The organism is Sphingobacterium corticibacterium (assembly GCF_004208525.1).
In the GTDB taxonomy this organism is placed as follows: Bacteria; Bacteroidota; Bacteroidia; order Sphingobacteriales; family Sphingobacteriaceae; genus Sphingobacterium; species Sphingobacterium corticibacterium.
On sequence record NZ_SGIT01000001.1, the window covers coordinates 1908881 to 1933022 of the forward strand.

25 protein-coding genes and 1 tRNA gene are annotated in these 24142 nt (G+C 41.2%); 18 read left to right on the plus strand and 8 right to left on the minus strand.

The genetic code is table 11. The annotated features are described in order from the left end of the window. Positions 1-217: 217 nt before the first annotated feature. The 4 genes from rpsL (at position 218) to rpsJ (ending at position 3708) form a co-directional block, all read left to right on the plus strand. Complete coding sequence (rpsL, locus tag EWE74_RS08240; protein ID WP_130140989.1) at positions 218-625, plus strand: 30S ribosomal protein S12; 408 nt, start codon at positions 218-220, stop codon at positions 623-625. 19 nt (positions 626-644) lie between these two features. Next, entirely contained in the window at positions 645-1112 is a 468-nt protein-coding gene (rpsG, locus tag EWE74_RS08245; protein WP_105724787.1) for a 30S ribosomal protein S7, read from the plus strand. Between the two features lie 102 nt (positions 1113-1214). After that, positions 1215-3338, plus strand: coding sequence for an elongation factor G (gene fusA, locus EWE74_RS08250; protein WP_130140990.1), 2124 nt, complete (start codon positions 1215-1217; stop codon positions 3336-3338). Between the two features lie 64 nt (positions 3339-3402). Next, on the plus strand, positions 3403-3708 hold the full coding sequence (gene rpsJ / locus EWE74_RS08255; protein ID WP_002993539.1) for a 30S ribosomal protein S10: 306 nt from the start codon (positions 3403-3405) through the stop codon (positions 3706-3708). A 70-nt stretch (positions 3709-3778) separates the two neighbouring features. Here rpsJ and EWE74_RS08260 read toward each other — a convergent pair whose 3' ends face one another. Beyond that, a complete protein-coding gene (locus tag EWE74_RS08260; protein WP_130140991.1) occupies positions 3779-4390 on the minus strand; it encodes a porin family protein in 612 nt (203 codons plus the stop codon). A gap of 78 nt (positions 4391-4468) precedes the next feature. Further along, the gene (locus EWE74_RS08265; RefSeq protein WP_130140992.1) at positions 4469-5059 is read right to left on the minus strand and encodes a porin family protein; all 591 of its coding nucleotides are present in this window, start codon (positions 5057-5059) and stop codon (positions 4469-4471) included. 194 nt (positions 5060-5253) lie between these two features. Between EWE74_RS08265 and EWE74_RS08270 the strand changes: the two genes are divergently transcribed. Together EWE74_RS08270 and EWE74_RS08275 are read left to right on the plus strand one after the other, a co-directional pair. Then, a tRNA-Cys gene (locus tag EWE74_RS08270) sits at positions 5254-5324 on the plus strand. A gap of 28 nt (positions 5325-5352) precedes the next feature. Then, on the plus strand, positions 5353-5532 hold the full coding sequence (locus tag EWE74_RS08275) for a spore protein (protein ID WP_130140993.1): 180 nt from the start codon (positions 5353-5355) through the stop codon (positions 5530-5532). Positions 5533-5595: 63 nt separating this feature from the next. On the opposite strand, the gene EWE74_RS08280 is transcribed toward EWE74_RS08275, so the two are convergent. Then, complete coding sequence (locus EWE74_RS08280) at positions 5596-6618, minus strand: aldo/keto reductase (RefSeq protein WP_130140994.1); 1023 nt, start codon at positions 6616-6618, stop codon at positions 5596-5598. Positions 6619-6671: 53 nt separating this feature from the next. Then, positions 6672-7403 (minus strand): 5'/3'-nucleotidase SurE, encoded by a 732-nt coding sequence (gene surE, locus EWE74_RS08285; protein WP_130140995.1) that lies wholly within the window; start codon positions 7401-7403, stop codon positions 6672-6674. A 75-nt stretch (positions 7404-7478) separates the two neighbouring features. On the opposite strand from surE, the gene EWE74_RS08290 reads away from it, so the two are divergent. The 8 genes from EWE74_RS08290 to EWE74_RS08325 all read left to right on the plus strand — a co-directional run bounded on the left by EWE74_RS08290 (position 7479) and on the right by EWE74_RS08325 (position 13750). Further along, the gene (locus EWE74_RS08290; RefSeq protein WP_130140996.1) at positions 7479-8378 is read left to right on the plus strand and encodes a diacylglycerol/lipid kinase family protein; all 900 of its coding nucleotides are present in this window, start codon (positions 7479-7481) and stop codon (positions 8376-8378) included. Positions 8379-8703: 325 nt separating this feature from the next. Beyond that, entirely contained in the window at positions 8704-8961 is a 258-nt protein-coding gene (locus EWE74_RS08295; protein WP_130140997.1) for a SemiSWEET transporter, read from the plus strand. A 158-nt stretch (positions 8962-9119) separates the two neighbouring features. Then, the gene (locus tag EWE74_RS08300; protein ID WP_130140998.1) at positions 9120-9482 is read left to right on the plus strand and encodes a hypothetical protein; all 363 of its coding nucleotides are present in this window, start codon (positions 9120-9122) and stop codon (positions 9480-9482) included. Positions 9483-9502: 20 nt separating this feature from the next. After that, a complete protein-coding gene (locus EWE74_RS08305; RefSeq protein ID WP_130140999.1) occupies positions 9503-10108 on the plus strand; it encodes a hypothetical protein in 606 nt (201 codons plus the stop codon). Between the two features lie 47 nt (positions 10109-10155). Next, the gene (locus EWE74_RS08310; protein ID WP_165384669.1) at positions 10156-11223 is read left to right on the plus strand and encodes an AI-2E family transporter; all 1068 of its coding nucleotides are present in this window, start codon (positions 10156-10158) and stop codon (positions 11221-11223) included. A 181-nt stretch (positions 11224-11404) separates the two neighbouring features. Continuing rightward, on the plus strand, positions 11405-11965 hold the full coding sequence (locus EWE74_RS08315) for a type 1 glutamine amidotransferase domain-containing protein (protein ID WP_130141001.1): 561 nt from the start codon (positions 11405-11407) through the stop codon (positions 11963-11965). A 104-nt stretch (positions 11966-12069) separates the two neighbouring features. Beyond that, complete coding sequence (locus tag EWE74_RS08320) at positions 12070-12822, plus strand: 5'-nucleotidase C-terminal domain-containing protein (protein WP_239018587.1); 753 nt, start codon at positions 12070-12072, stop codon at positions 12820-12822. Further along, positions 12797-13750 (plus strand): bifunctional metallophosphatase/5'-nucleotidase, encoded by a 954-nt coding sequence (locus tag EWE74_RS08325; protein ID WP_130141002.1) that lies wholly within the window; start codon positions 12797-12799, stop codon positions 13748-13750. The genes EWE74_RS08320 and EWE74_RS08325 overlap by 26 nt, the downstream gene beginning before the upstream one ends. 25 nt (positions 13751-13775) lie before the next feature. On the opposite strand, the gene EWE74_RS08330 is transcribed toward EWE74_RS08325, so the two are convergent. Both EWE74_RS08330 and EWE74_RS08335 read right to left on the minus strand, forming a co-directional pair. Continuing rightward, positions 13776-14393, minus strand: coding sequence for a hypothetical protein (locus EWE74_RS08330; RefSeq protein ID WP_130141003.1), 618 nt, complete (start codon positions 14391-14393; stop codon positions 13776-13778). Positions 14394-15075: 682 nt separating this feature from the next. Then, the gene (locus tag EWE74_RS08335) at positions 15076-18477 is read right to left on the minus strand and encodes a TonB-dependent receptor (protein WP_130141004.1); all 3402 of its coding nucleotides are present in this window, start codon (positions 18475-18477) and stop codon (positions 15076-15078) included. 307 nt (positions 18478-18784) lie between these two features. On the opposite strand from EWE74_RS08335, the gene EWE74_RS08340 reads away from it, so the two are divergent. Beyond that, on the plus strand, positions 18785-19174 hold the full coding sequence (locus EWE74_RS08340; protein ID WP_130141005.1) for a hypothetical protein: 390 nt from the start codon (positions 18785-18787) through the stop codon (positions 19172-19174). Positions 19175-19195: 21 nt separating this feature from the next. Here the strand turns inward: EWE74_RS08340 and recN are convergent, their stop codons facing one another. Beyond that, complete coding sequence (recN, locus tag EWE74_RS08345) at positions 19196-20857, minus strand: DNA repair protein RecN (RefSeq protein ID WP_130141006.1); 1662 nt, start codon at positions 20855-20857, stop codon at positions 19196-19198. Between the two features lie 42 nt (positions 20858-20899). On the opposite strand from recN, the gene EWE74_RS08350 reads away from it, so the two are divergent. The 3 genes from EWE74_RS08350 to EWE74_RS08360 are packed head-to-tail and all read left to right on the plus strand — an operon-like array spanning position 20900 to position 23760. Continuing rightward, positions 20900-21583 (plus strand): SprT-like domain-containing protein, encoded by a 684-nt coding sequence (locus EWE74_RS08350; RefSeq protein WP_317125947.1) that lies wholly within the window; start codon positions 20900-20902, stop codon positions 21581-21583. Between the two features lie 33 nt (positions 21584-21616). Beyond that, positions 21617-23287, plus strand: a complete 1671-nt coding sequence (locus EWE74_RS08355; protein ID WP_130141007.1) for a M28 family metallopeptidase — start codon at positions 21617-21619, stop codon at positions 23285-23287. 56 nt (positions 23288-23343) lie between these two features. Beyond that, complete coding sequence (locus EWE74_RS08360; protein WP_130141008.1) at positions 23344-23760, plus strand: hypothetical protein; 417 nt, start codon at positions 23344-23346, stop codon at positions 23758-23760. 62 nt (positions 23761-23822) lie between these two features. On the opposite strand, the gene EWE74_RS08365 is transcribed toward EWE74_RS08360, so the two are convergent. Then, positions 23823-24083 (minus strand): hypothetical protein, encoded by a 261-nt coding sequence (locus tag EWE74_RS08365; protein WP_130141009.1) that lies wholly within the window; start codon positions 24081-24083, stop codon positions 23823-23825. Between the last annotated feature and the right edge of the window lie 59 nt (positions 24084-24142).

Sequence of the window (24142 nt, forward strand, 5' to 3'; positions counted from 1 at the left end):
GTAAAAAACAAAACCTAACCCTGCTGTATGGGGCAGAGAATGAACAGGTGAATCATGCTGTAGTGCTGGAGAAAGTTCGGCATCAGATGAAATAGAAGACAATCTTGCTTGTGGCAATAAAATTTTATGTATCAACTATTTAATATTCAAACCAGAATCATTATCTTTGCGGACTTTAAAAAATTAATTTTAACAAATTAAAAACAAAAACAGGTAAATGCCTACTATTCAGCAATTAGTTAGAAAAGGTAGAGTAGCTCTGGAAGACAAGAGTAAGTCTCCAGCGTTGGACTCATGTCCACAGCGAAGAGGTGTGTGTACGCGTGTATACACGACTACCCCTAAAAAACCAAACTCAGCAATGCGTAAAGTCGCTCGTGTACGTCTTACCAATGGTAAAGAGGTGAATGCTTACATCCCTGGTGAAGGACACAACTTACAAGAGCACTCTATCGTGTTAATCCGTGGCGGTCGGGTGAAGGACTTACCAGGTGTTCGTTACCACATTATCCGTGGTGCTTTGGATACTTCTGGTGTTAACGGTCGTAACCAACGTCGTTCTAAATACGGAACTAAGCGTCCTAAACCAGGACAAGCTGCAGCTCCGGCAAAAGGTAAAAAATAATTAAACGGAGGAAAAGAAAATGAGAAAATCAAAACCAAAAAAGAGAATCATTTTACCTGATCCAAAGTTTAATGACGTTCAGGTAACACGTTTCGTAAACAACATGATGGTAGACGGTAAGAAATCTATCGCTTATTCCATCTTTTACGATGCAGTAGAAATAGTAGAACAAAAAACACAAGAGAACGGTTTAGAGACTTGGAAAAAAGCGTTGAACAACGTAATGCCTGCTGTAGAGGTTAAATCTCGTCGTGTGGGTGGTGCCAACTTCCAAGTTCCTATGGAGGTACGTCCAGAGCGTAAAATCGCTTTGGGTATGAAATGGTTAATTTCCTACTCTCGCAAACGCGGTGAAAAAACCATGCGTGAAAAACTAGCAGGAGAAATCATTTCCGCTTCTAAAGGCGAAGGTGCTGCTGTGAAGAAGAAAGAAGATACGCACAAAATGGCAGAAGCAAACAAAGCGTTTTCACACTTCAGATTCTAATATCATGAAATTGATTACACAGCTATAAGGGATTACACAGATGGATATTATTGAAGTCTGTGTAATCCTTTTTTGATCTGTGTGATTTCATTTAAAAACAAAATGGCAAAAGATTTAAGTTTAGTAAGAAATATTGGTATCGCTGCACACATCGATGCTGGTAAAACAACAACAACAGAACGTATTTTATTTTACTCTGGTGTTAACCACAAATTAGGAGAAACTCACGAAGGTTCTGCTACAACTGACTGGATGGCACAAGAGCAAGAGCGTGGTATCACGATTACTTCTGCTGCTGTTACTGTATTCTGGAACTATCGCAACAAGAAATATCAAGTAAACGTTATCGACACGCCTGGCCACGTGGACTTTACCGTAGAGGTAAACCGTTCATTGCGTGTATTGGATGGATTGGTATTCTTGTTCTCTGCAGTTGACGGTGTTGAACCACAATCAGAAACGAACTGGCGTTTAGCTGATGGCTATAAAGTACCTCGTATCGGTTTCGTAAATAAAATGGATCGTTCAGGAGCTGATTTCTTGAAAGTTGTAAAACAAGTAAAAGAAATGTTAGGTTCTGACGCTGTTGCATTGCAATTGCCTATCGGTGCGGAAGATGATTTCGAAGGTGTAGTTGACTTGATCAACAACCGCGGAATGGTGTGGAACAAAGAAGATAAAGGGATGACCTTTACAGAAGTTCCTATCCCAGACGATATGGTTGACGAGGTGGCAGAATACCGTGAGAAATTATTGGAGGCTGTCGCTTCTTACGACGAATCATTGATGGAGAAATTCTTCGATGATCCGAATTCATTGACTGAACGCGAAATCCTTGATGCTTTGCGTAAAGCGGTATTAGATAACGCGATCGTTCCTATGGTATGTGGTTCATCTTTCAAAAATAAAGGTGTACAAACCATGCTTGATTTGGTGATGGAATTATTACCTTCTCCATTAGATATCGAAGCGGTTAAAGGTACTGACCCGCGCAACGAAAACGAAATCGAGCGTAAACCATCTGAATCTGAACCTTTCGCAGCTTTAGGATTTAAGATCGCTACCGACCCATTTGTTGGTCGTCTATGCTTTATTCGTGCATACTCCGGTATATTGGAAGCAGGTTCTTATGTTTTGAACACTCGTTCTGGTAACAGAGAACGTATTTCCCGTATCTTCCAAATGCACGCCAACAAACAAAACCCTATCGAGCGTATCAGTGCGGGCGATATCGGTGCCGTAGTTGGTTTTAAAGATATTAAAACAGGTGATACGCTTTGTGATGAAAAGAACCCTATCGTTCTAGAATCTATGGTATTCCCTGAGCCTGTAATCGGTTTGGCAATTGAGCCGAAAACACAAGCTGACGTGGATAAATTAGGTATCGCATTAGGTAAACTAGCAGAAGAAGACCCTACATTCGTTGTAAAATCAGATGAAGAAACTGGTCAAACAGTTATCTCTGGTATGGGTGAGCTTCACTTGGATATTTTGATCGACCGTTTAAGACGTGAGTTCAAAGTTGAAGTGAACCAAGGTGCTCCACAGGTGGCTTACAAAGAGTCTATCAACGGAACAACAGAACACCGCGAAGTGTACAAAAAACAATCCGGTGGTCGCGGTAAGTTCGCGGACATCAAAGTGGTTGTTTCTCCGGCTGACGAGGACTACGATCTATCAAAATCACCGCTTCAATTCGTAAACGAAATCGTGGGTGGTGCTATTCCAAAAGAATACATTCCTTCGGTACAGAAAGGATTTGACGTATCTATGAGTAATGGTGTATTGGCAGGTTATCCACTTTCAGGCATGAAAGTTCGTTTGATCGATGGTTCCTTCCACGCGGTCGACTCCGACTCGCTATCATTCGAATTGGCGGCGAAAATGGCATACCGTAATGCTTTACCTAAATGTTCTCCTGTATTGATGGAGCCTATCATGAAGGTCGAAGTATTGACTCCGGAAGAAAACATGGGTGATGTCATGGGTGACTTGAACCGTCGTCGTGGTCAGATGCAAGGTTTGGATACACGTGGTGGTGCACAAGTTATCAAAGCGCACGTACCTCTTTCGGAGATGTTTGGTTATGTAACGCAATTGCGGACGATTACTTCTGGTCGTGCAACTTCTACCATGGAGTTTGACCACTATGCAGAAGCACCTCGTAACGTACAAGACGATGTAATCGCGAAATCTAAAGGTAAGATCAAATCTATCGAAGACTAAGAATAATTTACCGATCACTGGTTGTGAATAGCTCTAATCAGTGGTCATATTTAAATACATAAAAATGAGCCAAAGAATCAGAATTAAATTGAAATCTTACGATTACAACTTGGTAGACAAGTCGGCTGAGAAAATCGTAAAAACAGTAAAACCTACAGGTGCAGTTGTCAGCGGTCCTATTCCACTGCCTACAGAGAAAAAAATCTATACAGTTTTACGTTCACCACACGTTAACAAAAAAGCACGTGAGCAATTCCAATTGTGTGCGTACAAAAGATTGTTGGATATCTATTCTTCCAACTCTAAAACTGTTGATGCGTTGATGAAACTTGAATTGCCTTCAGGCGTTGAAGTGGAAATCAAAGTGTGATAGATTTCAGTTAAACAAAAATAGGCTGTCCGTTTTGGACAGCCTATTTTTTTTGAAATAATTTCCTTTCTTAGAATTGATAGCCTACACCAATAGACCATATACGGTTTTTAACAGCAGCTCCTTCAAGATCTTTCATCATATTAGTCAACCCCAATCCATAACCGACATTAATCAAAAAACCATTGTTCAATTTGTACCCACCTAAAAAATTAAGTCCGGCATCAAAAACATTGAGTCCGGCATCATCAAAACTTCCACTTTCACTAATGTTACCAGCAGACGTTTTTACACGAACCCCCAAACCAGCGTACGGACCAGCACCAAAAAATAACTTTCCTACCTCTCCGGTCGGAATATAATATACAGCATTTACAGGAATTTCAATATACATTAAGTCTTCCTTTACTTTCTCATTGACCCCAACAAACTCACCTGATACCGTACCACCTTTGCCTTGAAACGAAACCCCAGGTTGAATACTGAAATTATTCGCCACTGTTATATCTGCATAACCAGTCACATAAAATGATGTTCTCGTATCCGATGTAAACGTAATATTTCCACCACTCGCTTTATATTTAGCAAGATTAACGCCGGCTTTCAATCCATAAGAAGTTTGCGCAGTAGCAGCGGTTATACCACACAATACAACAGCCACAAATGATAATATTCTCTTCATAAATTATAAATTAATAAAAACAAATATAACAAAAAAGGCTATCTTAATGATAGCCTTCTTCGAGAATTCTTGTTCCTATTAGAACTCAAAACCTACTCCAGCAGAGAACACGCCATTTCTAAGATTACCGCTTCCTACATTATTCAAATTTCCAAGACCTAACCCATAGCCTGCGTTAACTAAAAAACCATTAGTTAACTTGTATCCAGCTAAAAAGTTAAATCCCCAATCGAAGCGATTAACTTCATCGTCTGCTGAACCGAAATTAATATCATAGGATTGTCCTCCTCCTTTTACTTTTCCGGAAAGCCCTAATGCTGCATAAGGTCCGGCACCAATAAATACAGAACCCGTATATCCCGTAGGAATATAATATACCGCATTTACAGGAACTTCTAAATACATCAGATTGGTTTTCACATCATCAATCTTTCCGCCTTTACCTTGCAATGACAACCCCGGTTGGATCGCGAAATTAGCAGCCGCCGGAATACTAGCATAACCGGTAACATAAAAATTAGTAGAGGCATCAGTTGATTCCGTCACACCATTTCCGGAAGCGTTTAGCTTCGGAAAGTTTAAACCTGCTTTTGCTCCCCAAGATGTTTGGGCTTGTGCTCCTGCAGCCAATAAAAATGCTGCTCCTAATGAAAGTAAAATCTTTTTCATACTCTTCAAATTTGTTTTATCAGGATATTCATTACAATATTCAGACCAAAAAATAAAGCCAATTACCTCAAGACGATATATAACTCAATAACAACAACTTACCCTGATCATCTATTGATTTTTTATTTTTACTTTTCATTTTATTGGATATATCAAAAGTAAGTTTTATTTTTGCATTCCCTTGAACGGGAAAGGGTCGGATGGCCGAGTGGCTAGGCTGAGGTCTGCAAAACCTCCTACAGCGGTTCGAATCCGCTTCCGACCTCGCTTTTACAGATAAAAAAAATTGAACCATGGGAGTTACACGTTTAAAAAGAAAAGATAGAAGAAATAAAACTACTTCACGTATGGAAGTACAGTTTTTGAAATTAGGTCGTAATGTGGAATTAGGATCAAGAAGCGAAATGCCGAAAGATAGCCAAATCACAAAGAACAACGAGATCTTGGACAAATTAACTGCTGAAGCGAAGTAGTACTTGTTTTCTGAACTATAATAGAATAAGAAGGAGAATGCAATTGCATTCTCCTTTTACTTTTTAAGCTATAAGCCCCTCTTTTCGCATCGCTCTCCAAAAATCAGCTGGAATATCTTTCATAGCCATAGCAGCGTTGATACGAACTTTTTCCGATTTCGTGGTATTCAATGCAACGCTACGGACACCCGTAATATTAAATCCAAAGTTAAAACAGGCCTCGGCTGGTAATATGTCAAACTTGGCGCACAACGCCCAGAATTTATCCCGCCAAGCATATAGTACACTCCCCTCTTCGGTATTCCTATCAATAAGTTGATAATTATAGTAATCACTTCCCACCAAAAAACCACCATTAAATACAGCCGAGTTAATGACAGCGACGCCCTTTTCCCCCAGTTCTTCTATAAAATCAACAAGCGCTTTCGGATGGCTATGTACCGTAAGGCTATTGGCTATCATCGCCCAGTCCAACACAACATCATTCGCTATCCGTTGGATAATCTTCCAATTTTTTGCACCAACCCCAATACCTAAGACTTTACCGTCGGCCTTCAGCTCTGCAAGCGCACGATAGGCGTCTAAAATATCGCGATAAAGTTCTTCTTCTTCTTTTGGACTACTGGCAGTAGCTAAATATTCATCAGGATCATGGACCGAAACTAACTGTGCTGTATAATCCCCCAATAACGCGTTGCCTTGATGAAAACAGGCTAAAATACCCTCATAACTTATTTTCTGCACCGCATCGTTTTTCAATCCTTTCCATACACCGGGTTCAAATGTAGGTTCCATTGTCGTCAGGGGCACTTGATACCAGCCTAGTTTATTACTGATCAACACGTCGGATGGAGGCACGCCTAATTGCCTTAAACTTTCGCCTATCGATTCTAACGAGAGACCTGCTCCATACTTTCCCGCCGTATCAAAGACTGCTTTTCCGGGGGCGTGTTTTATACACTCTCCCACAATGGCCAATTTTTCTTCGAAAGGCAGCTCTACATATAAATTTCCCAATCCACTTGTTCCGAATACAACGGGAGGTAGTTGATGTCCTAAATTCGGACGTTTATTGCTGTTTTCCATTTTATGTTCTTTTCTAGATCGAACGAATGGGTGCAATAATATATATAATTAAGCTAAACCAATAATTTTTTTTTCTCACTCAATATATCTTCATCGGTCAGATCCAGACGTAATGGGGTAATCGAGACCATGTTATTTTCTACCGCCCAACGATCGGTCCCTTCTTCCGCCGGATCCAGTGGCGTCACCGTAAACCAATAGTGCTTTCTACCCAGCGGGTCGGTCCCGGGCACGATAGTACCATCATATAATCGCACGGACTGTCTTGTCCATGCAATATCAGTAGGGTCAGGCGGAAAATTGACATTATATAAGGCCAGTTCGTCATTTTTCAATAACAGTTCCAATGTTTTTGCCACATATGTTTCTAAATGTTCGAAATCAGGCTCATCTTTTCCAACGGGCGTACTGAGTGCTACTCCCTTGACACCAAACAATACTGCTTGCTTTGCTGCCGCTAAGGTCCCCGAATGCCACATCGAATTTCCCAAATTGGGTCCCATATTAATCCCTGATAAAACCACATCTACGTTTTTCCATAGGTGCATTCCCATTGCTACACAATCAGCAGGAGTTCCATTTACACGGTGAGCTTCTATATCCGGAAACTCAATAGGCGATTTTTTATAGCCTAACGGCCTTGAATGTGTTACCGCATGTCCCATAGAAGACTGCTCTACATCTGGTGCAACCACCCGCACCTCGCCAAAATTCTTTGCCACTTTTGCCAAGGCCGCAATACCTGGGCTATATATACCATCGTCATTCGTCACTAAAATCCTCATAATATCTTCGTATTTATTTTTCTTAATTTAACAACAATTAAGTCTACCAAAATGTTCTCTTATTAAATAGCATATATGAAGCGAGTAACTTTATTACATAATCCCCAAGCGGGCGACGAAGATCATTTTAAGGCTGACCTTATTAAAGCTATCGAGAAAGAAGGATATCAGTGCACCTATTTTTCGATCAAAAAAGATGAACAGTGGAAGGAACATCTAGACGACATAGATTTTGTTGTCGTGGCAGGCGGCGACGGTACCGTGCGCAGAGTCGTCAAAGAACTTTTTCAAAAAGATAACTTAGACAACAAGATAACCATGGCACTTTTACCCATGGGAACGGCAAACAATCTGTCTAAAACGTTCTCCATAAACAAAGAAACAAGTTTTGAGGATCATGTAAACGCTTGGAAAAACGGTAAACAACAGCGATTCGACATGGGGATCCTGAAATACGACGACAGTTCTAATTTTTTTCTGGAAGGCGCAGGGTATGGTGTATTCCCCACACTCATCCAAACGATGGATAAGATCGATGTCAGCCATCTAGAAAATACAGATGAGCAATTGCAATTGGCTTTGGAAAAGCTGTATGAAATTATACAAACCGAAGAGGCACATCATTATACTATTCACGCAGATGACAAAATGTATGAAGGTAAGTATCTGCTATTGGAAATCATGAATATTCCCTCCATCGGGCCCAATCTTATGTTAGCTCCGGCTGCTCAAATAGATGATGGCTATCTAGATGTCGTATTGATTCCCGAAAAAGAACGGGAGGCCTTCGCATTACATATCAGAAGAATCATTCATCAAGAAAAAACATCATTTGATTTTCAGACGCTTCGAGCAGCAAACTTAAAGATACAATCTACAAATAGGAACATGCATATCGATGATAAATATGTTACCACGTCGAATGGGCTTCTCACTATCGGTGTACGGGAGCATGGATTTAATTTCCTTATATAATCCCATAACCTGTCAAAAAGGAGATCACTAGCTGCATTTTTGTCGTAAGTTTTGCCTTCTTGACAGTACGAAGAATCATACGTAAAAGTCCGATATGTCACAGATTCGTCAATTACATTATGCTTTTCGGAACATATGTTAAGAGGTGTTAAATCTACACCACGTATATACGAAAGGCATGGAAATTGGAGTTATGGTAGTACTTCATAATTTAGGTTTATAATTGGTTAGTTAGTTAAAAATCCTGAGGTTCCCCGCCTCAGGATTTTTTATAAAACAGCTTTGAAAACAATTTTGGCTGCCTCGCGTACTTTAATAAAACAATATGGAAACAATAATTGGAATTGCGGCCGGAATATTAACCTCCATTTCGATGCTGCCACAATTGATAAAGATTCTAAAGGAAAAAGATGTAGAAAACATCTCTCCCTATATGATTACCATTTTATTATCAGGCGTATCTTTATGGGTGGTTTATGGGGTCATGCTGGGCGAATGGCCTATTATTCTATCAAATGCCTTTTCTGTTTTCGTCAATGTGACCTTATTAATCTGTTACTTTTTGTTTAGTAAAAATAGCTAAGATAATAGCAGACTTATTTTCATGTATACGGTGTATATCATGAAGCCCCAGGTATATAGTCTAGCGGCCAGGGATTAGTCTTTTTAAACATAAAAGTAAATCGATTGTTCAATAATAAAATGAACGATGAAGCGGAGATGCAAAATAAAAATAATCAGATGAAAGCATGTCATAAAATAGTGTTTAGAAAGACAACAAATATTATAATAACGACGATTTCCATTATTCCTGGAGAGCAAGATGAAGAATTTGGAGACGCAGAAGGTCAGGAGATTAATAAAGATCCTATTATAGGAGGTGCGGATGATGTATATCGGGAAAATCCCACAGATGACCTTCGGGATTCTGATTTAGTCGATGCAGAACCTCTCCAAGAGGACACCAATTATACAGCGGATACAGATGAACAAACCGACAAAAATCAAGAAACAGAAGAATTTGACACCCCATCTGATTCAGAAGAGGAAAATCTAAACATCAGTAATCTTGAGGACAACGAGGATATCACAGGAGGGGATTAGGTGGAAATAAAAACAAGCATATGGAAAAGAATATCCCCAAACAGGTATCGGGTAAATCCCTAGACTGTTTCAAGACTGTAAATCTTTCATCCCAAGAGGAGGCTACGAGATTTTTTGAGCGCATAAGGAGCAGGTTATTGGATGTTAATCGTTGGAACGAGATTACCAAAGCGCCCTCCGCCACATTTACAATCAAGGATGCCTCCAGTCGTACGATGGAACGCATGGTTCAAAAAAGGGACTATATCCGAATAGATATCCCCGGTCCTGGACTCCCGTCAGCCAAAGGATACGATTGGGTACAAGTAGAAGATATCACGCAAACCGCCGATACGGAAGGTGCCAGTATCCTTTTAACCCTAAGACCTTCCGCCGACCCAACGCAGGATAGTAAAGATACAGCGCACTTTTTCAAGCAACTAGCGACTTCTTCTTTTCTTGTCGAACAAAAAGGCAGTCATATTTATCTGCACTATGCTGGACGTAATGAAATCATCAATACCGACAATGCGTCCGTACTGGACAATTTGCGCAATTTCATGGTGGGTTTAGGTGCAAAAATGGGCGCATCATTTCCACAGTGGAAAGCGTTAGTCGAAGGCCTCGGCGACGTTGACAAATACTAATGCACACCATGACCAACTCAAAAGTAAAAGACCTTCACAAAAACAACATGGGCAAATCAATTTCTAAAGTTTTACAAATAACCTTCACCCTCGTTTTAATAGTAGTTATCTTATATTATGGCAAAAGCATATTGGCTCCACTGGCCATCGCCTGCATTTTATCCATGTTGTTTGTCGCACCTTCCGTATGGATGGAAAAGAAAGGGCTACCTCGCTGGGCAACGGCGTTGATCGCGGTCGGTATACTCATAGTATGCCTTGTAGGAATTGGCTTCCTGTTGAGTTGGCAACTGCAGAATTTTGCCGAACAAATCAGTTCGTTGAAGCAAAACCTGTCGCAGATACTTTCAAGTGTACAACACTGGATACAGGATCGATTGGATATCGATCAGGCCAAACAGCAAGCTATAGCGGAAGAGCAGATGAAAAGCCAACCTACAGACGGTTCCACAGTCAAACAGCTGGCATCGGGCTTTTTTGGTTTGCTTGTGGATTTCATCTTAGTGATGGTATATACCTACCTCTTGCTCTTTTACCGCTCTCGATTAAAAAAATTTTTACTTAAAATAGCGCCATCCGGAGATCAAAAGAAAACCATGGAAATCGCTGAATCGGCAAGCAAGGTGGCAGCGAATTATATGACGGGGCTTGCCAAAATGATCGTCGTGTTATGGATTCTTTATGGATTCGGGTTTACAGCCATTGGTGTCGAAAATGCATTATTTTTTGCCGTGATATGCGGATTATTAGAGCTCGTTCCTTTCATAGGAAACCTAACAGGCACGGCCATAGCGATAGTGGGCGTAACGGCACAAGGTGGTGATACCAATATGATTGTAGGCGTTATATTGATATATGGCTTTGTCCAATTTGTTCAAACGTATCTGCTGGAGCCTCTTATCGTAGGAAATGAGGTTAACATCAATCCGTTGTTTACTATATTCAGCTTAGTGGCAGCAGAAGCGGTGTGGGGTATTCCGGGTATGATACTTGCCATTCCGGTTACGGGTATGATCAAGATTATATGCGACCGCATCCCTCGATTGCAACCTTATGGTTATTTAATAGGCAGCGATAAAAAAGCTAAAAAATCATTCTGGAAGCGGAAGAAGTAATGGGCTACTTTTCCAGTTGCCATACTTTTGGCAGCGCGACAGAAGGTTCATCCCGCGTATTTTCTGTTTTTACAATTGAATGGTAACAGGTAAGTATTTTTATTTTTTTTGAACTAGACAATTTGTTGATTGTTCTCTAATTGAAGAATGTCTTATATAAAAAATTAAAAGGATAAGTGCTATGGGAAAATTAAATGGAAAAAGAATTGCCATATTGACGGAAGATGGTTTTGAACAAATCGAATTGACCAGCCCGAAAGAGGCTTTGAAAAATGAGGGCGCACAGGTAGATATCGTTTCGCCTCAAGAAAAGGTTGTGCGCTCGAAAAAAGGCGACGAATGGGATAAAGAATATCCGGTAGACATACCGTTAAATCAAGCAAGAATCGATGACTATGATGGATTGCTGATTCCGGGAGGCGTAATCAATCCGGACAAATTACGCACAAATGAAAGAGCACTTTCTTTTGTGCGTGATTTCTTTGCTGCCGGCAAACCGGTTGCAGCCATCTGTCACGGACCTCAAGTATTGATCGATGCAGAAGTTGTGGAAGGACGCAAACTCACTTCAGTAGCAGCCATCAAAAAAGATTTGGTCAATGCAAAAGCACGTTGGGAAGATACGCAGGTAGTGACAGATCAGGGGTTGGTAACCAGCCGTACACCAGACGACCTTCCTGCTTTTAATCGGAAAATTGTAGAAGAATATGCGGAGGGGAAGCATACTGGACAACATGCGTGATGCTGCGGAAGCAACTATTTTTTAACGAAAACACAACAAAAAGGAGAACAACAAATGTTCTTCTTTTTGCTTTTAATCTTTAGCTTTACTAAAAATTTCAAGTTATGAAACGTGCTGTATGGTGGTGCTCTTTGTTTTCTGTTGCGCTATTGCTATTTTCTTGTAAAACACAACTTCATCACCAAGTAGATAAGGGTCAATATTATCCGATTGACGCTTCGATCGTTGCTGACAGCAGCATTGTTAACTATTACGCGCCTTACAAAGCAAAACTGGAAGCGGAGATGAACCGCATAGTGGGCTATGCCGACAATCACGTTACACGCAACCGTAATGCGCCGGAGAGCTTAATGGGTAATTTCTTTGCAGACGCGCTATTGTGGAAAGGGAAGCAACTAGATCAAGAGGTACAGGCAAGTTTTGCTACCAAAGATGGGATTCGGGCAGATCTTAATGCGGGAAATATAACGGTAGGCAATATATTTGAAGTTATGCCTTTTGAAAATGTCGTATCAATTTTAACGTTAAGTGGAAGAGATATGCTACGTTTGGCAGATTATATGGTCAAAACTGGTGGACAACCGGTTAGTGGGATCACGCTAGTCATCGAAAACGGAAAGGCAAAGGAGTTTTTGATACAGGGTAAACCGATTAACCCCGATGCCCATTATAAACTCGTTACCTATGATTATCTAGCAAATGGCGGGGATTATATAACATTTTTTGATAAACCTGTTACACGCAAAGATTATAATCAACTTCTTCGCGAAACGTTGATGGAATATGTGTCTGATTTAACAAAACAAGAAAAGCACGTTCAAGCGCAATTAGATGGAAGAGTTCAAATCATTAAATAGAAGAAGCTTTATCAAGCAATCGCTTACGTTAGGCGCAATAGCGACATTCGGAGCTTTTCCAACGCAAGCAGCAACAGCTCCTAAAACGAAGCGTCTGACGATTTTGCACACCAACGATGTCCATAGCAGAATCGATCCTTTTCCTATGGATGGTTCGCGGAATCAAGGTCTGGGAGGAGTAGCCAGACGGAGCACATTAATCAATAAGATTCGCCAAGAGGAAAAAAACGTATTGTTGGTCGATTCCGGAGATATGTTCCAAGGCACCCCCTACTTCAACATGTTTGATGGAAAACTAGAGTTGGAATTGATGTCTAAATTAGGTTATGAAGCGGGCACATTCGGCAATCATGAATTTGACAACGGGATGGAAAGACTCGCCGAACAACTCCATAACGCCAATTTTCCTTTTCTGACCGCAAATTATGATTTTTCAGGAACGCCGCTGGCGGGTCGTACAAAAGAATATATCATCATCGAAAAAGGAGGTATTCGCATCGGTATTACCGGTGTAGGCATCGACGTGACGGGATTAGTGGATCCCAACAACCACAAAGGAATGACCTACCTCGATCCCATTCCGGTGGTGAACCGAATCGCCCAAATGCTCAAGGAAAATAAAAAATGTGACTTAGTTATCTGCCTCTCTCATTTGGGGTATAAATACAACGACGATAAGGTTGATGACTTGAAACTCGCTGCTCGCTCCCGTCACCTCGACATTATTCTAGGCGGACATACACATACCTTTTTGAATGAACCGACCCGCGTACCCGATCTGGATGGCAAAGAGGTATGGGTAAACCAGATGGGCTTTGCAGGTATACGGTTGGGGCGTCTGGATATTGTTTTCAATCAAGCTACGGGGGAGAAAAATATAACAGCGCATCATTATACCATCGGCACGAACGAAAGCCAATTGGTATAAAAGAGAAAAACTGGTACAGCTGATGCTAGACTACATAGCAACGCACAATATCGCTGTAGTTCGGTGTTGGATCAGCGCCCAGATACGTCACTCGGAATTCGTATTCCTGCAGATGCTCCAAATGGGGAATAACGGTTTTTGATTTTGTACTCAGTACTTTCGACCATTCGTTTTCGCTTCCTACTTTACGAAATTCAAACTGACAATACCGTGCCGGCCGCCAGCTATTGACACGAAGCTGTACCGCGTTGTTACCTCCTTGATAAATTTCCACACGCAGATTGTACGGTTTTGGTGACGATCCGATAGAGCCGGTCGAACTTTTACTGGGAATATACCCTGCGGCCAAAATAATATTGGGATCGCCATTGGCTACCGCCTCCACATAGAGTGCATACTTATACAGCACTTGTTTTAATATAGCTGCTTGCTGGTTTTTAATAACGATCTGCCGCGTATCGCGATAGGCAGCTTCTGTCAGACCATTTCTGTAGGCTTTCAAAGCTGCTTCCAATTCCACGATAGTGGATGCGGCATCGGGGAAAAGTACGGCATTTTCAATAGATTTTTTAAATACGTTTTCGGCATACGTCAACAACTTTGCTGCTGATCCGATTTTTGAAGATAAGGTGGGTTTTGCCATCAATATAAAATTTAGAAGTTTAACAAATTGTTTATGGCATCAAATATAGAACAGGCGGCTACTAAACTTGGGGTCTGTGCGTGCAAACTTTTCCGCACAAGGGTGTTTTCTTCTTGCATTTTTAGTCACCTTCGGAAGAAATAAGCGAAAAACATGGGTTTAAAGCGTTTAAAACCTGTTTTGACGATGAGTACACACTCACCGTTTTGCAGGCATAATTTGCCAAAATGCATACGTTATTGCACACGCTGCATACATGAAGCGGTGAAAGACATACGCATTGGAAATTTAACGATACGTTTTACTATATAATGTTTGGGGTTTATCGCTGCGTGCATACGCGATGCGGATTAATGCATACATAATAATGAAAAGGGAAAGCACTTCGTCGCAAAAGGTATTGTTTACCGCTATTTTTGCATGCGCTCTGTCGTGACACCGATGCAGGTTAACGCAAATTGCATGTAGGAAGGGATTATTTGAATCGACTTTGGTCAATTACGCTAAGAAAGTATGGCATTATGGTATGTAACTCGTGCATTCGTTCTACGTTTAGCACTAGGTTGATAGGGAGTTTCAGAGCCGGTTGTGATTAAAAGATAGGTTATTGTATAGGGATACAAAATAAAGGCTGTCTCAAAAATATGTGAGACAGCCTCCTTTTTATAATAGTGTAAACGATCTAGAAAATATACCTCACTCCCAATTGCATTTGCCATGTAGTAGATAAATCACTAGTAAAATCCCGGAAAGGTGTATTCGGAAGCTCTCCATCAACCATAGCCATATTAAATGACGGAACTCCAGAAGCAGGAACTGCTCCAGTAGTCCGTAACAATTGTTGTGCGGGAGTCAACGTACTTCGGATACCGGAACTTTTGCTGAGAAGGTTACCAAAATTAATGACATCTAAACTCAACTGTAAGGTATGTCTACGAGGACCGATATTGGTAAAGATATCTTGTAAAACACGTACATCGAAGCGGTTCAGCCATGGCATTAAAAATGCATTTCTTGGCAAGTATTTTCCCTTATATTTACTTAACCCGTTCTCATTTATAAATGATCCAAGGGCATCGCGTTGCTCAGCAGCAGTTTTTACAACATCTCCATCATTCACGATATCTACAAAGGGAAGGTCATTCAAATTTTTAGGTAAATAAATCAGATCTGCATTTTGCCCATCGTTATTAATATCTGTTCCGTAGATGTACGAGAACCGGCCTTGATGCGCACCGTTATAATATACGCCAACCGTCGTCGCTAACGTATTTGCATATTCGATGCGATAGCTTACATTCGCTACTACACGATGGGGAACAGCAAAATTGGATTTATATAAGAATTGATCGTTCGGACCATGAATATTAGCAGAAGCTCCCCAAGCGGAACTTGCATTTGATCCCGTGTTACCGGTCACTTCACGCGCATCTGAATAGGTATAAAATACACTACCACTAAACCCTTGAGAATTTGGCACACTTAATCCCAAAGTCGCGCTCAATGCATGACCTTTTACGTTGGTATTCGTCAAAACGGTGGCGTTGTTGGCTCCGATGGCATTATTATAGCGCTGTGCTCCCGAAGGATAAAAAGACCGGTTGTCACCGTAGTCACCTGCCTCGTCGGACGATCCGTAATTTAAGAAAGTATTCGATGTTACACGATTTGCACCAAATTGGAATACGGCATTAATATCTCTAGTATATAAAAAGTCTCCTATTAATACTAATGGCGTATTCGGAATCTGGTAATCTCCACCAATACTAGTACGCCAAACCATCGGCATTTTAAAATCTCTGTCCACTAATGCAAAAGAGCTCGGCGCACCCTCATTGGGTGTACGAATAAATACATCTTCCGCCCCCTGAGGAACATTATTCAAGTGATAATATTGATCGGGGTTAAAACGTACATTTCCTATCCATCCTTGCACATCACCATAAGATCCTGGTTCAACAACGTTTTGTAACACACCGGCATTTGTCGGCATATTGGTCAACCATACAAAGGGTACTCGCCCCGAGAAGAAGCCTGTTCCTCCGCGTAATACCAAAGAACGGTCTCCAAATACATCATAATTGATGCCTAACCGAGGCGAAACCAACAGTCTTGATTTAGGCCAAAGTCCCGAATCGTAATTTTTTGGCATACCATTGACATCTAGAAAGGTAAGTTCATCTATGGACGGATTCGCTGTTAATTTATTCATATAAATTGGTAACTCCGCACGTATACCATATGTCAAAGTTAAGTTGTTAGCTACCGACCAGCGGTCTTGCGCATACAAAGACGCCAATCCAAAATTGACTCTGGAATATGTATCCTGTCCTTCATACGGATAGGTCAATCCGAACATAATTGGAGCCACCTCATTCGGCGTACCCGTTGTTAAGAAGTCCTCAACCGAGTTATAACGATAATAAGAACTCCCCATACGGATATAGCTATTTCCAAAATTTTGGATTTCGAATGCTGCACCAAAAGTAAAATTATGTTTGTCAGCCTGTAGGCTAAGATTATTGATAAATGAATAATTATTGTTGATTACGTCATTATTATAAGAAAACAATTCTGTACCAAAACTCATGTAATTATTATGGAAACCAGGTTGAGCATTTGCCGCAATTTGTTCTGGAGTTCGGTTATCCAGAAATTCCTGATGGCTACCGTCACCTATATCTACAAACGGAAATAAATGATTGCTTGGTGTAGTCCGTGTATCTTGGATACGTGTATAGGTTGCCAAAAATTGATTGTTCCATCTTGAATTGAAATTACTATTAAGTTCCGCCGTAATAGAACGTACTACATTTTTTGATCCATAATTAGCATTTTCAAAGGCAATCGAATTTTGGCCCACCCGGCTATAAGCTTCAAAGTCAGCCCGAGGTCTAGGCCCCGAATTACCATTCGCTACATTCATAGATTCCCCAATTACTTGATTATAACGCAGGGCAAGTTTATGTTTGTCATTGATATTCCAATCCAATCTTGCCAAGAACTTCGTACTTACTTGTTCCGCTTCGTTCGCATAACCTTCATATCTTCCTGGATCGTACCCCCATTGGTTAATCAAGTGATTTCGAACAGCTTCTAGGTCAGAACGAGACGTTCTCGCAATATTGTTAGCAGCGTCTGCAACACCATTTTCAGAAGCACGCCATAAGTTTGCTCCAGAAGCATTCGCACCCGTCGCCTCTTCACGCTCTGCATTTACAAAAAGGAATAGCTTATCTTTCACAATTGGCCCACCCAAACTAAAACCAAAATTTTTCTTTGCCGCATCAGTTTTCTCTAATGTTACGTCACCGATTTTATGACCTTGCAAATTCTGATTTTGAAGAAAATAATAGGCTGTACCGGTTACAGTATTCGTACCACTTTTGGTAATCGCATTTATCCCTGCTCCTGTAAAACCCGACTGAGTAACATCAAAAGGAGCTATATTTACCGAAATAGCCTCAATCGCATCCAATGAAATAGGCTGAGATTTTCCTCCAGGAAGGGGGTCATCATTCAATCCAAATCCATTATTAAAGTTTGCACCGTCGATTTGCAGATTGTTATAGCGCGCGTCACGTCCCCCAAATGAGGTTCCATTGGCTTGTGGTGTCAATCGCATAAACTCCGTGATACTCCGATTTACCTGTGGCAACTCCTGCAATTGCTTTTGACCAACGCTTGTCGACGCACCTGTTTTTTGGTTACGCACGACTTGACCTGTAACTGTGACTTCCTCCAAGGACATCGCGTTTTCACCGAATGTAGGATTTAAAACAAAAGGCTGTCCCAATTGCAGGTAAATGTCTTCATAAACCACAGGATTTTGACCGACATAGGTTACTTCCACACGATAAGGGCCTCCTACACGCATGTTTGCCAAATTAAAACGGCCCGCCACATTGGCCGAGCCAGAATAAATCGTCCCGGAAGGTACGTGAGTTGCCTTGATCGTAGCCCCGACTGTAGCATGTCCTGTAGATTGAGTTACTACACCTTGCATACTACTTGTCGTTACTTGAGCTTGGATTACCCCATAACTAGATAAAGCTAGGGCGAAGATTAGTAAAGATTTCTTCATAATCAACTTTCAGTTTGCTGTTTGTTTCAAAATTTAACAGCACAAAGTTATATATATAAAATGAGTACTTTCACCACTTAACACAAACTTAATATCGAATTTACAAACAATAAAACACAATTATTCGTTTAACGATAAAAAAGCACATATTTTATTTTGCTACGACATCTTTCTAGAAGAAAGACACAGCAACATTTAACAGAAGAACAAGATCAACGATTTTTTTAGGGATACGAAATATCAAAATAAGAATTGCTTTATTAATCTTTGCTCGTATTTTCGCGTCAAACGATAAAACATCAAGCACATGATACAAAACAAACTCCTACAATGGATACTTTTTACAGGCATCTTCCTTTTCGCATCTTGCACGGCTATGAAATACCAAAGGATCAATGCAGATATGAGCTTAATCAATTTAGGTATGTCACAACATACAGTTGTTGAAAAAATCGGAAAGCCCAATATGGTTGTTGTGGCGCAGTCTACCGATGATGGGCCGTTGGAAGTATATGAATATTTACGTCTAGAATATAATTCCTATACCAAGGAACATGAAAACAGACCGATTTGGGTTTATTTTGTGAATAAGGAAGTAGTGGAATGGGGCCCTGGAGAAGATTGGCAAATGGATAATGCGATAACGCAACGAATTCTGGATCGATATAGACGTCAAAAAAGCTCAACTAGACGATAGGGAATCTATCATCTAGTGAGTTCACCTTTCAATCAGCTCTTTTGCATGTTGCAAAGCTGATGCGCCCGGATTTGCACCGCTGAGCATTTGCGCGACTTCCAAGACACGGTCTTGCTTCGCCAATAAGATAATATCCGTTTTGGTTTTATCGCCCTCATCTTGCTTAAACACCTTGAAATGGGCCTGGCCCTTTGAAGCAATCTGCGGCAAGTGTGTAATAGCGAGTACTTGCATGTTGCCGGCTAAACGTTCCATAATCTCGCCTACTTTCAACGCCACTTCACCCGAAATACCCGTGTCTATTTCATCGAAGATAATGGTGGGCAATGCAGATGTTTGGGCCACGAGTGATTTAACCGCAAGCATGACACGGGATAGCTCTCCTCCGGATGCCACGCGATGTATAGCCTGTAAAGATTGCCCTTTATTCGCAGAAAAAAGAAACCGGATCTCATCCGCACCTGTGATTTTGTATTTATCAATTTCCAATAACGAAAGTTCTATTTTTAATTGGGCATTTGGCATGCCAACCGCTGCTAATACTGTCTGGACATATTCTTCTACCTGGCCAACAGCTTGCTGGCGTGTCTCATGAAGACGTATCGCGGCTTTTTCCAACAGGTTCAAACACCTAGCCACCTCTTGCTCTAAAGCAGCCAATTGGTCGCCTTGATTAGCTACCACCAAAATCTTCTGCTCGAGTTCATCTCGTAACGTAATAAGCTCCGCCACAGTCTCTACCCGGTGTTTTTTTTGCAAGCTATATAATAGACTCAATCGCTCATTAACCTCTACTAGCCGTCCTTCATCCATAAACACGTCTTGTTCCTTAGCACTGACCTCGTCTGCGATATCTTTAACTTCAATCCATGCACTTTGTAGACGCCCTGCTAATTCTTCCACGGAAGGCATGAAAAGTTGGACAGCCTGAAGCTGTTGCAACGTATCTTTTAACGAAAAAGTGATAGATTGTTCACTTTCGCTCAATAAATGACTCGCACGTAAAAGCCCTCTTTTTATCTCTTCTGCATTTTCCAGTTGGCTGAGTTCGGCTTCGAGCTTTTCCTGTTCTCCTTCTTCCAAATGGGCTTGATCTAATTCATCAAATTGAAACTGGTTAAAGTCCAGCGCGGCATTCGCTCCTGCAATATCTTCACGCAGGCGGTTCAAGGATTCCTGTTGTTGTTTGTATTTCGACAGATGCTGTTTATAATCGTGTAGAACGGCATTATTCTTTGCGACATTATCCAATATCATCAATTGAAAACGTTCTGTATTCAATTGCATCGTAGCATGCTGTGAATGGATATCAATCAGCTGTTCGCCTAACAACCGAAGGACATTCAAGGTCACGGGAGAATCGTTTACAAAGGCGCGTGACTTCCCGTCAACGGCTATTTCCCGACGAATAATCGTTTGGTCGTCGTATTCCAAATCATTTTCCTGAAAAAAATCTCGCAGACCGTAAGCGTCTATCTTGAAAAAGCCTTCTATCACACACTTTTGGTCTTCCCGAAAGAAATGCTTTCCCTCCGCACGGTTACCTAATATAAGCCCCAGCGCCCCCATCATAATGGATTTACCCGCTCCAGTTTCTCCGGTAATAATATTCAGCCCCTTATCAAATTGGATATCCAGGTTCTCAATCAATGCATAATTCTTGATAAAAAGTCTATTCAGCATGGCTTCTCGTTCGTGCTATCAAAGATAATGATTTCCGTGGGCATGAAAAAAATAAAACATACGTCTCAAAAAAAATCAATATGTTTGTCACACATGCCCGATTTTTCCAAACAGCTTAGTCAATATATGCCGGAAGCCGCAACCCCGATTATTTCTGCGTGGATTAATGATACCGGCTGTCGATTCCGTATTTCACGAAGCCGGACGACAAAGTTGGGCGATTATATGGCTCCTTTCCGTGGCGGTCCACATAAAATCTCGGTCAATCACGATCTAAACCCATATGCTTTTCTGATCACGACAATACACGAATTCGCACATCTACAAACCTGGCAACAGTACAAACAGCGTGTAAAACCACATGGTAGAGAGTGGAAGCAGCATTATAAAGAACTCATGCAACCGTTTCTTCATCTGAGCATCTTCCCGCCAGATATCTTGGAGGCTATTATCCGCTACATGGAAAACCCAGCAGCTTCCAGCTGTACAGATATACATTTATTCCGAGTGCTAAGAAGATATGATGTCAACAACTTCGAGCAGCAAACCATAGAATCCATACCTGCAAACAGCATATTTGCCCTCCAAAATGGGCGTGTCTTCAAAAAGGGGGAAAAACTCCGAAAACGATATAAGTGTATAGAGCTGAGCACTAACCGAACGTACCTCATCCACCCTATTGCAGAGGTAGTATTACTAACGGATACCGGAGATATTCCAAAATAATCTTGTAACTTTAGTGCGCAAAACGTTTCACATATGATCATGACGAAAAATCTACTATTGATTTCGGCTACCACTACGTTGTTTTTATCCTGCCAACCGGGTGGAACAGATAGTCACCATACGGATGGGCTTGATTCCATCGCGTTAGCAGCAATTACGGAAGATACATATCGAACACATGTTACGAAACTTTCCTCGGATGAGTTTCTCGGTCGGAAGCCTTTCACAAAAGGCGATACATTGACCGTACAATATATTGAACAGCAATTCAAAGATTTAGGGTTACAACCGGGCAACGGCGATTCTTACTTTCAGGAAGTGCCTTTGGTTGAGATCGCTTCCGAGCCTAAGAATAAAGTATTGACGTTCAAAAGTGAAACAGGTACGCTGTCTGCAAATTATCTTGATGATTATGTTATTGGAAGCCGACGTCTACAAAACGATATCGACGTAGCCGAATCGGAATTGGTCTTCGTCGGGTTTGGTATCGTTGCTCCAGAGTTTGACTGGAACGATTACGAAGGGCTGGATGTAAAAGGCAAAACAGTCGTAGCCATGGTGAGCGATCCGGGTCGATATGATAAAAGCTTATTTAAAGCGGATACCATGACTTATTATGGCCGTTGGAAATACAAGTATGAAGAAGCTGCCCGACAAGGTGCGACCGGTATTCTGTTGATACATGAAACCGAGGCCGCGAGTTACGGCTGGAACGTGGTACGATCGGGATGGTCGGGACCACAACTAGACTTAATATCGGAAGATAACGGCACTTCATTTTCCGAATTTGAAGGGTGGATTTCCAATGAAACCGCGAAGAAGCTCTTTCAACTAGCGGATATATCGCCGAATGTAATGGAAGAAGCTAAGAAACCGGGATTTAAGGCTATACCGTTACATGTCAGCACGTCCGTAGGTATTCACAATACGTTCCGAAAATCAACCTCTAATAATGTTATTGCGAAATTGAAAGGCGCAAAGAGACCAGATGAAGTTATTATTTATACGGCACATTGGGATCACTTGGGTGTAGGTGAGCCTGTTGATGGAGACACTATTTATAATGGCGCCATTGATAACGCCGCCGGTGTAGCCGCCCTGTTTGAAATCGCAAAGGCTTTCCAAGCGGCAAAAGCACAACCGGAACGTTCGATTATATTCCTGGCTGTAACATCGGAAGAAGAAGGCCTACTTGGATCAGCTTATTATGCTCAACACCCTATCTATCCGTTGAATAAAACTGTCGCTAATCTCAATATGGATGCTTTCAGCGCATTAGGCGCGACCAAAGATGTTTCCGTGGTGGGTATCGGACAAACAGAAATCGAGGATTATGTAGAAAAATCAGCCGCCAAATTTGGTCGTGTGATGAAAGGAGAAAGTGATCCAACGTCAGGCGGTTTCTATCGATCTGACCATTTCAATTTTGTAAAAGCTGGTGTTCCGGGTCTTTTTATGGGTGCGGGAAGCGAACTTTTATCTACCGACACGGTGGATATTGAACGCCGGAGAGAAGCCCTGGCCGGAAGATACCATACGGTAACGGACGAGGTAGATGAAAACTGGGATTTCAGCGGTATCATAGCGGATATACGTCTATTCTTCGACATTGGGTATACGATGAGTATGGAAAGTACGTTCCCGAATTTTAAAGCAAAGTCGGAATTTAAGGAATTGGGCGATAAACGTCTAAAGGGGTTATAAGTGAGAAGAAATTAAGAGAGAGAATAATTTAAATACAAACAAACATGTTAACAGGAATGAAACATCTACATTCGACGCTGGCTATTGTACTATTGCTGGCATTGGTAATTGCCATTGTAATTACAGCAGTCAATTATTTCAAGGCAAACCCATACAACCGCAAAATAGCATTGATTGGACTAATCAGTGCACACCTTCAGCTTATTGTCGGGTTAGTTATCTATTTCGTTTCCCCTCTCGGGATACAGAGTTTCTCCGGAGAAAACATGAGCAACAGCTTATCCAGATTATATTTTTTAGAGCATCCGCTGATGATGCTTATTGGGATTGTACTGGTTACTATCGGTTATTCAAAAGCAAAAAGAGCAACCGAGGATTATGCCGCCAATAGGACGGTGTTCATTATGTACACTATTGGCTTAATTGTATTTTTATCCCGTATTCCCTGGAGTACCTGGTCGCTTTTAGCATAATAAAACAAAAGCCCGGACGAAAATGTCCGGGCTTTTGTTTATTCATTATCGAAAAAGAAAACTTAGTTTTTGTTTTTACCAAATCCTAAAATATCGAATACCACTTTAAATGCAATGATAGATGCAACAATCATCAATATGTTTGCTATCAAAGAAAACAGAAAGGTCATCTGATCCAAGGAAGGTAAAACATCGGGAACAAATCGGATGAATACACCTGCCAGGCCAATAACAATAGCGACCGTTAGTTGCACATAATATTCCGTGCGATTTGCGTTGTTGTCTGTCTTTTTTGCGGGTCTTGTAGACACTGTATTTTCCATATCAGTCTTAATCTTTTTTATTTTGACAAATATATCACTTTTTTCTTATTATTGCAGCG

Coding starts and splice junctions, on each gene's coding strand:
- rpsL (WP_130140989.1), top strand. CDS start 218: ATGCCTACTATTCAGCAATTAGTTAGAAAAGGTAGAGTAGCTCTGGAA.
- rpsG (WP_105724787.1), top strand. CDS start 645: ATGAGAAAATCAAAACCAAAAAAGAGAATCATTTTACCTGATCCAAAG.
- fusA (WP_130140990.1), top strand. CDS start 1,215: ATGGCAAAAGATTTAAGTTTAGTAAGAAATATTGGTATCGCTGCACAC.
- rpsJ (WP_002993539.1), top strand. CDS start 3,403: ATGAGCCAAAGAATCAGAATTAAATTGAAATCTTACGATTACAACTTG.
- EWE74_RS08260 (WP_130140991.1), bottom strand. CDS start 4,390: ATGAAGAGAATATTATCATTTGTGGCTGTTGTATTGTGTGGTATAACC.
- EWE74_RS08265 (WP_130140992.1), bottom strand. CDS start 5,059: ATGAAAAAGATTTTACTTTCATTAGGAGCAGCATTTTTATTGGCTGCA.
- EWE74_RS08275 (WP_130140993.1), top strand. CDS start 5,353: ATGGGAGTTACACGTTTAAAAAGAAAAGATAGAAGAAATAAAACTACT.
- EWE74_RS08280 (WP_130140994.1), bottom strand. CDS start 6,618: ATGGAAAACAGCAATAAACGTCCGAATTTAGGACATCAACTACCTCCC.
- surE (WP_130140995.1), bottom strand. CDS start 7,403: ATGAGGATTTTAGTGACGAATGACGATGGTATATATAGCCCAGGTATT.
- EWE74_RS08290 (WP_130140996.1), top strand. CDS start 7,479: ATGAAGCGAGTAACTTTATTACATAATCCCCAAGCGGGCGACGAAGAT.
- EWE74_RS08295 (WP_130140997.1), top strand. CDS start 8,704: ATGGAAACAATAATTGGAATTGCGGCCGGAATATTAACCTCCATTTCG.
- EWE74_RS08300 (WP_130140998.1), top strand. CDS start 9,120: ATGAAAGCATGTCATAAAATAGTGTTTAGAAAGACAACAAATATTATA.
- EWE74_RS08305 (WP_130140999.1), top strand. CDS start 9,503: ATGGAAAAGAATATCCCCAAACAGGTATCGGGTAAATCCCTAGACTGT.
- EWE74_RS08310 (WP_165384669.1), top strand. CDS start 10,156: ATGGGCAAATCAATTTCTAAAGTTTTACAAATAACCTTCACCCTCGTT.
- EWE74_RS08315 (WP_130141001.1), top strand. CDS start 11,405: ATGGGAAAATTAAATGGAAAAAGAATTGCCATATTGACGGAAGATGGT.
- EWE74_RS08320 (WP_239018587.1), top strand. CDS start 12,070: ATGAAACGTGCTGTATGGTGGTGCTCTTTGTTTTCTGTTGCGCTATTG.
- EWE74_RS08325 (WP_130141002.1), top strand. CDS start 12,797: ATGGAAGAGTTCAAATCATTAAATAGAAGAAGCTTTATCAAGCAATCG.
- EWE74_RS08330 (WP_130141003.1), bottom strand. CDS start 14,393: ATGGCAAAACCCACCTTATCTTCAAAAATCGGATCAGCAGCAAAGTTG.
- EWE74_RS08335 (WP_130141004.1), bottom strand. CDS start 18,477: ATGAAGAAATCTTTACTAATCTTCGCCCTAGCTTTATCTAGTTATGGG.
- EWE74_RS08340 (WP_130141005.1), top strand. CDS start 18,785: ATGATACAAAACAAACTCCTACAATGGATACTTTTTACAGGCATCTTC.
- recN (WP_130141006.1), bottom strand. CDS start 20,857: ATGCTGAATAGACTTTTTATCAAGAATTATGCATTGATTGAGAACCTG.
- EWE74_RS08350 (WP_317125947.1), top strand. CDS start 20,900: ATGAAAAAAATAAAACATACGTCTCAAAAAAAATCAATATGTTTGTCA.
- EWE74_RS08355 (WP_130141007.1), top strand. CDS start 21,617: ATGATCATGACGAAAAATCTACTATTGATTTCGGCTACCACTACGTTG.
- EWE74_RS08360 (WP_130141008.1), top strand. CDS start 23,344: ATGAAACATCTACATTCGACGCTGGCTATTGTACTATTGCTGGCATTG.
- EWE74_RS08365 (WP_130141009.1), bottom strand. CDS start 24,083: ATGGAAAATACAGTGTCTACAAGACCCGCAAAAAAGACAGACAACAAC.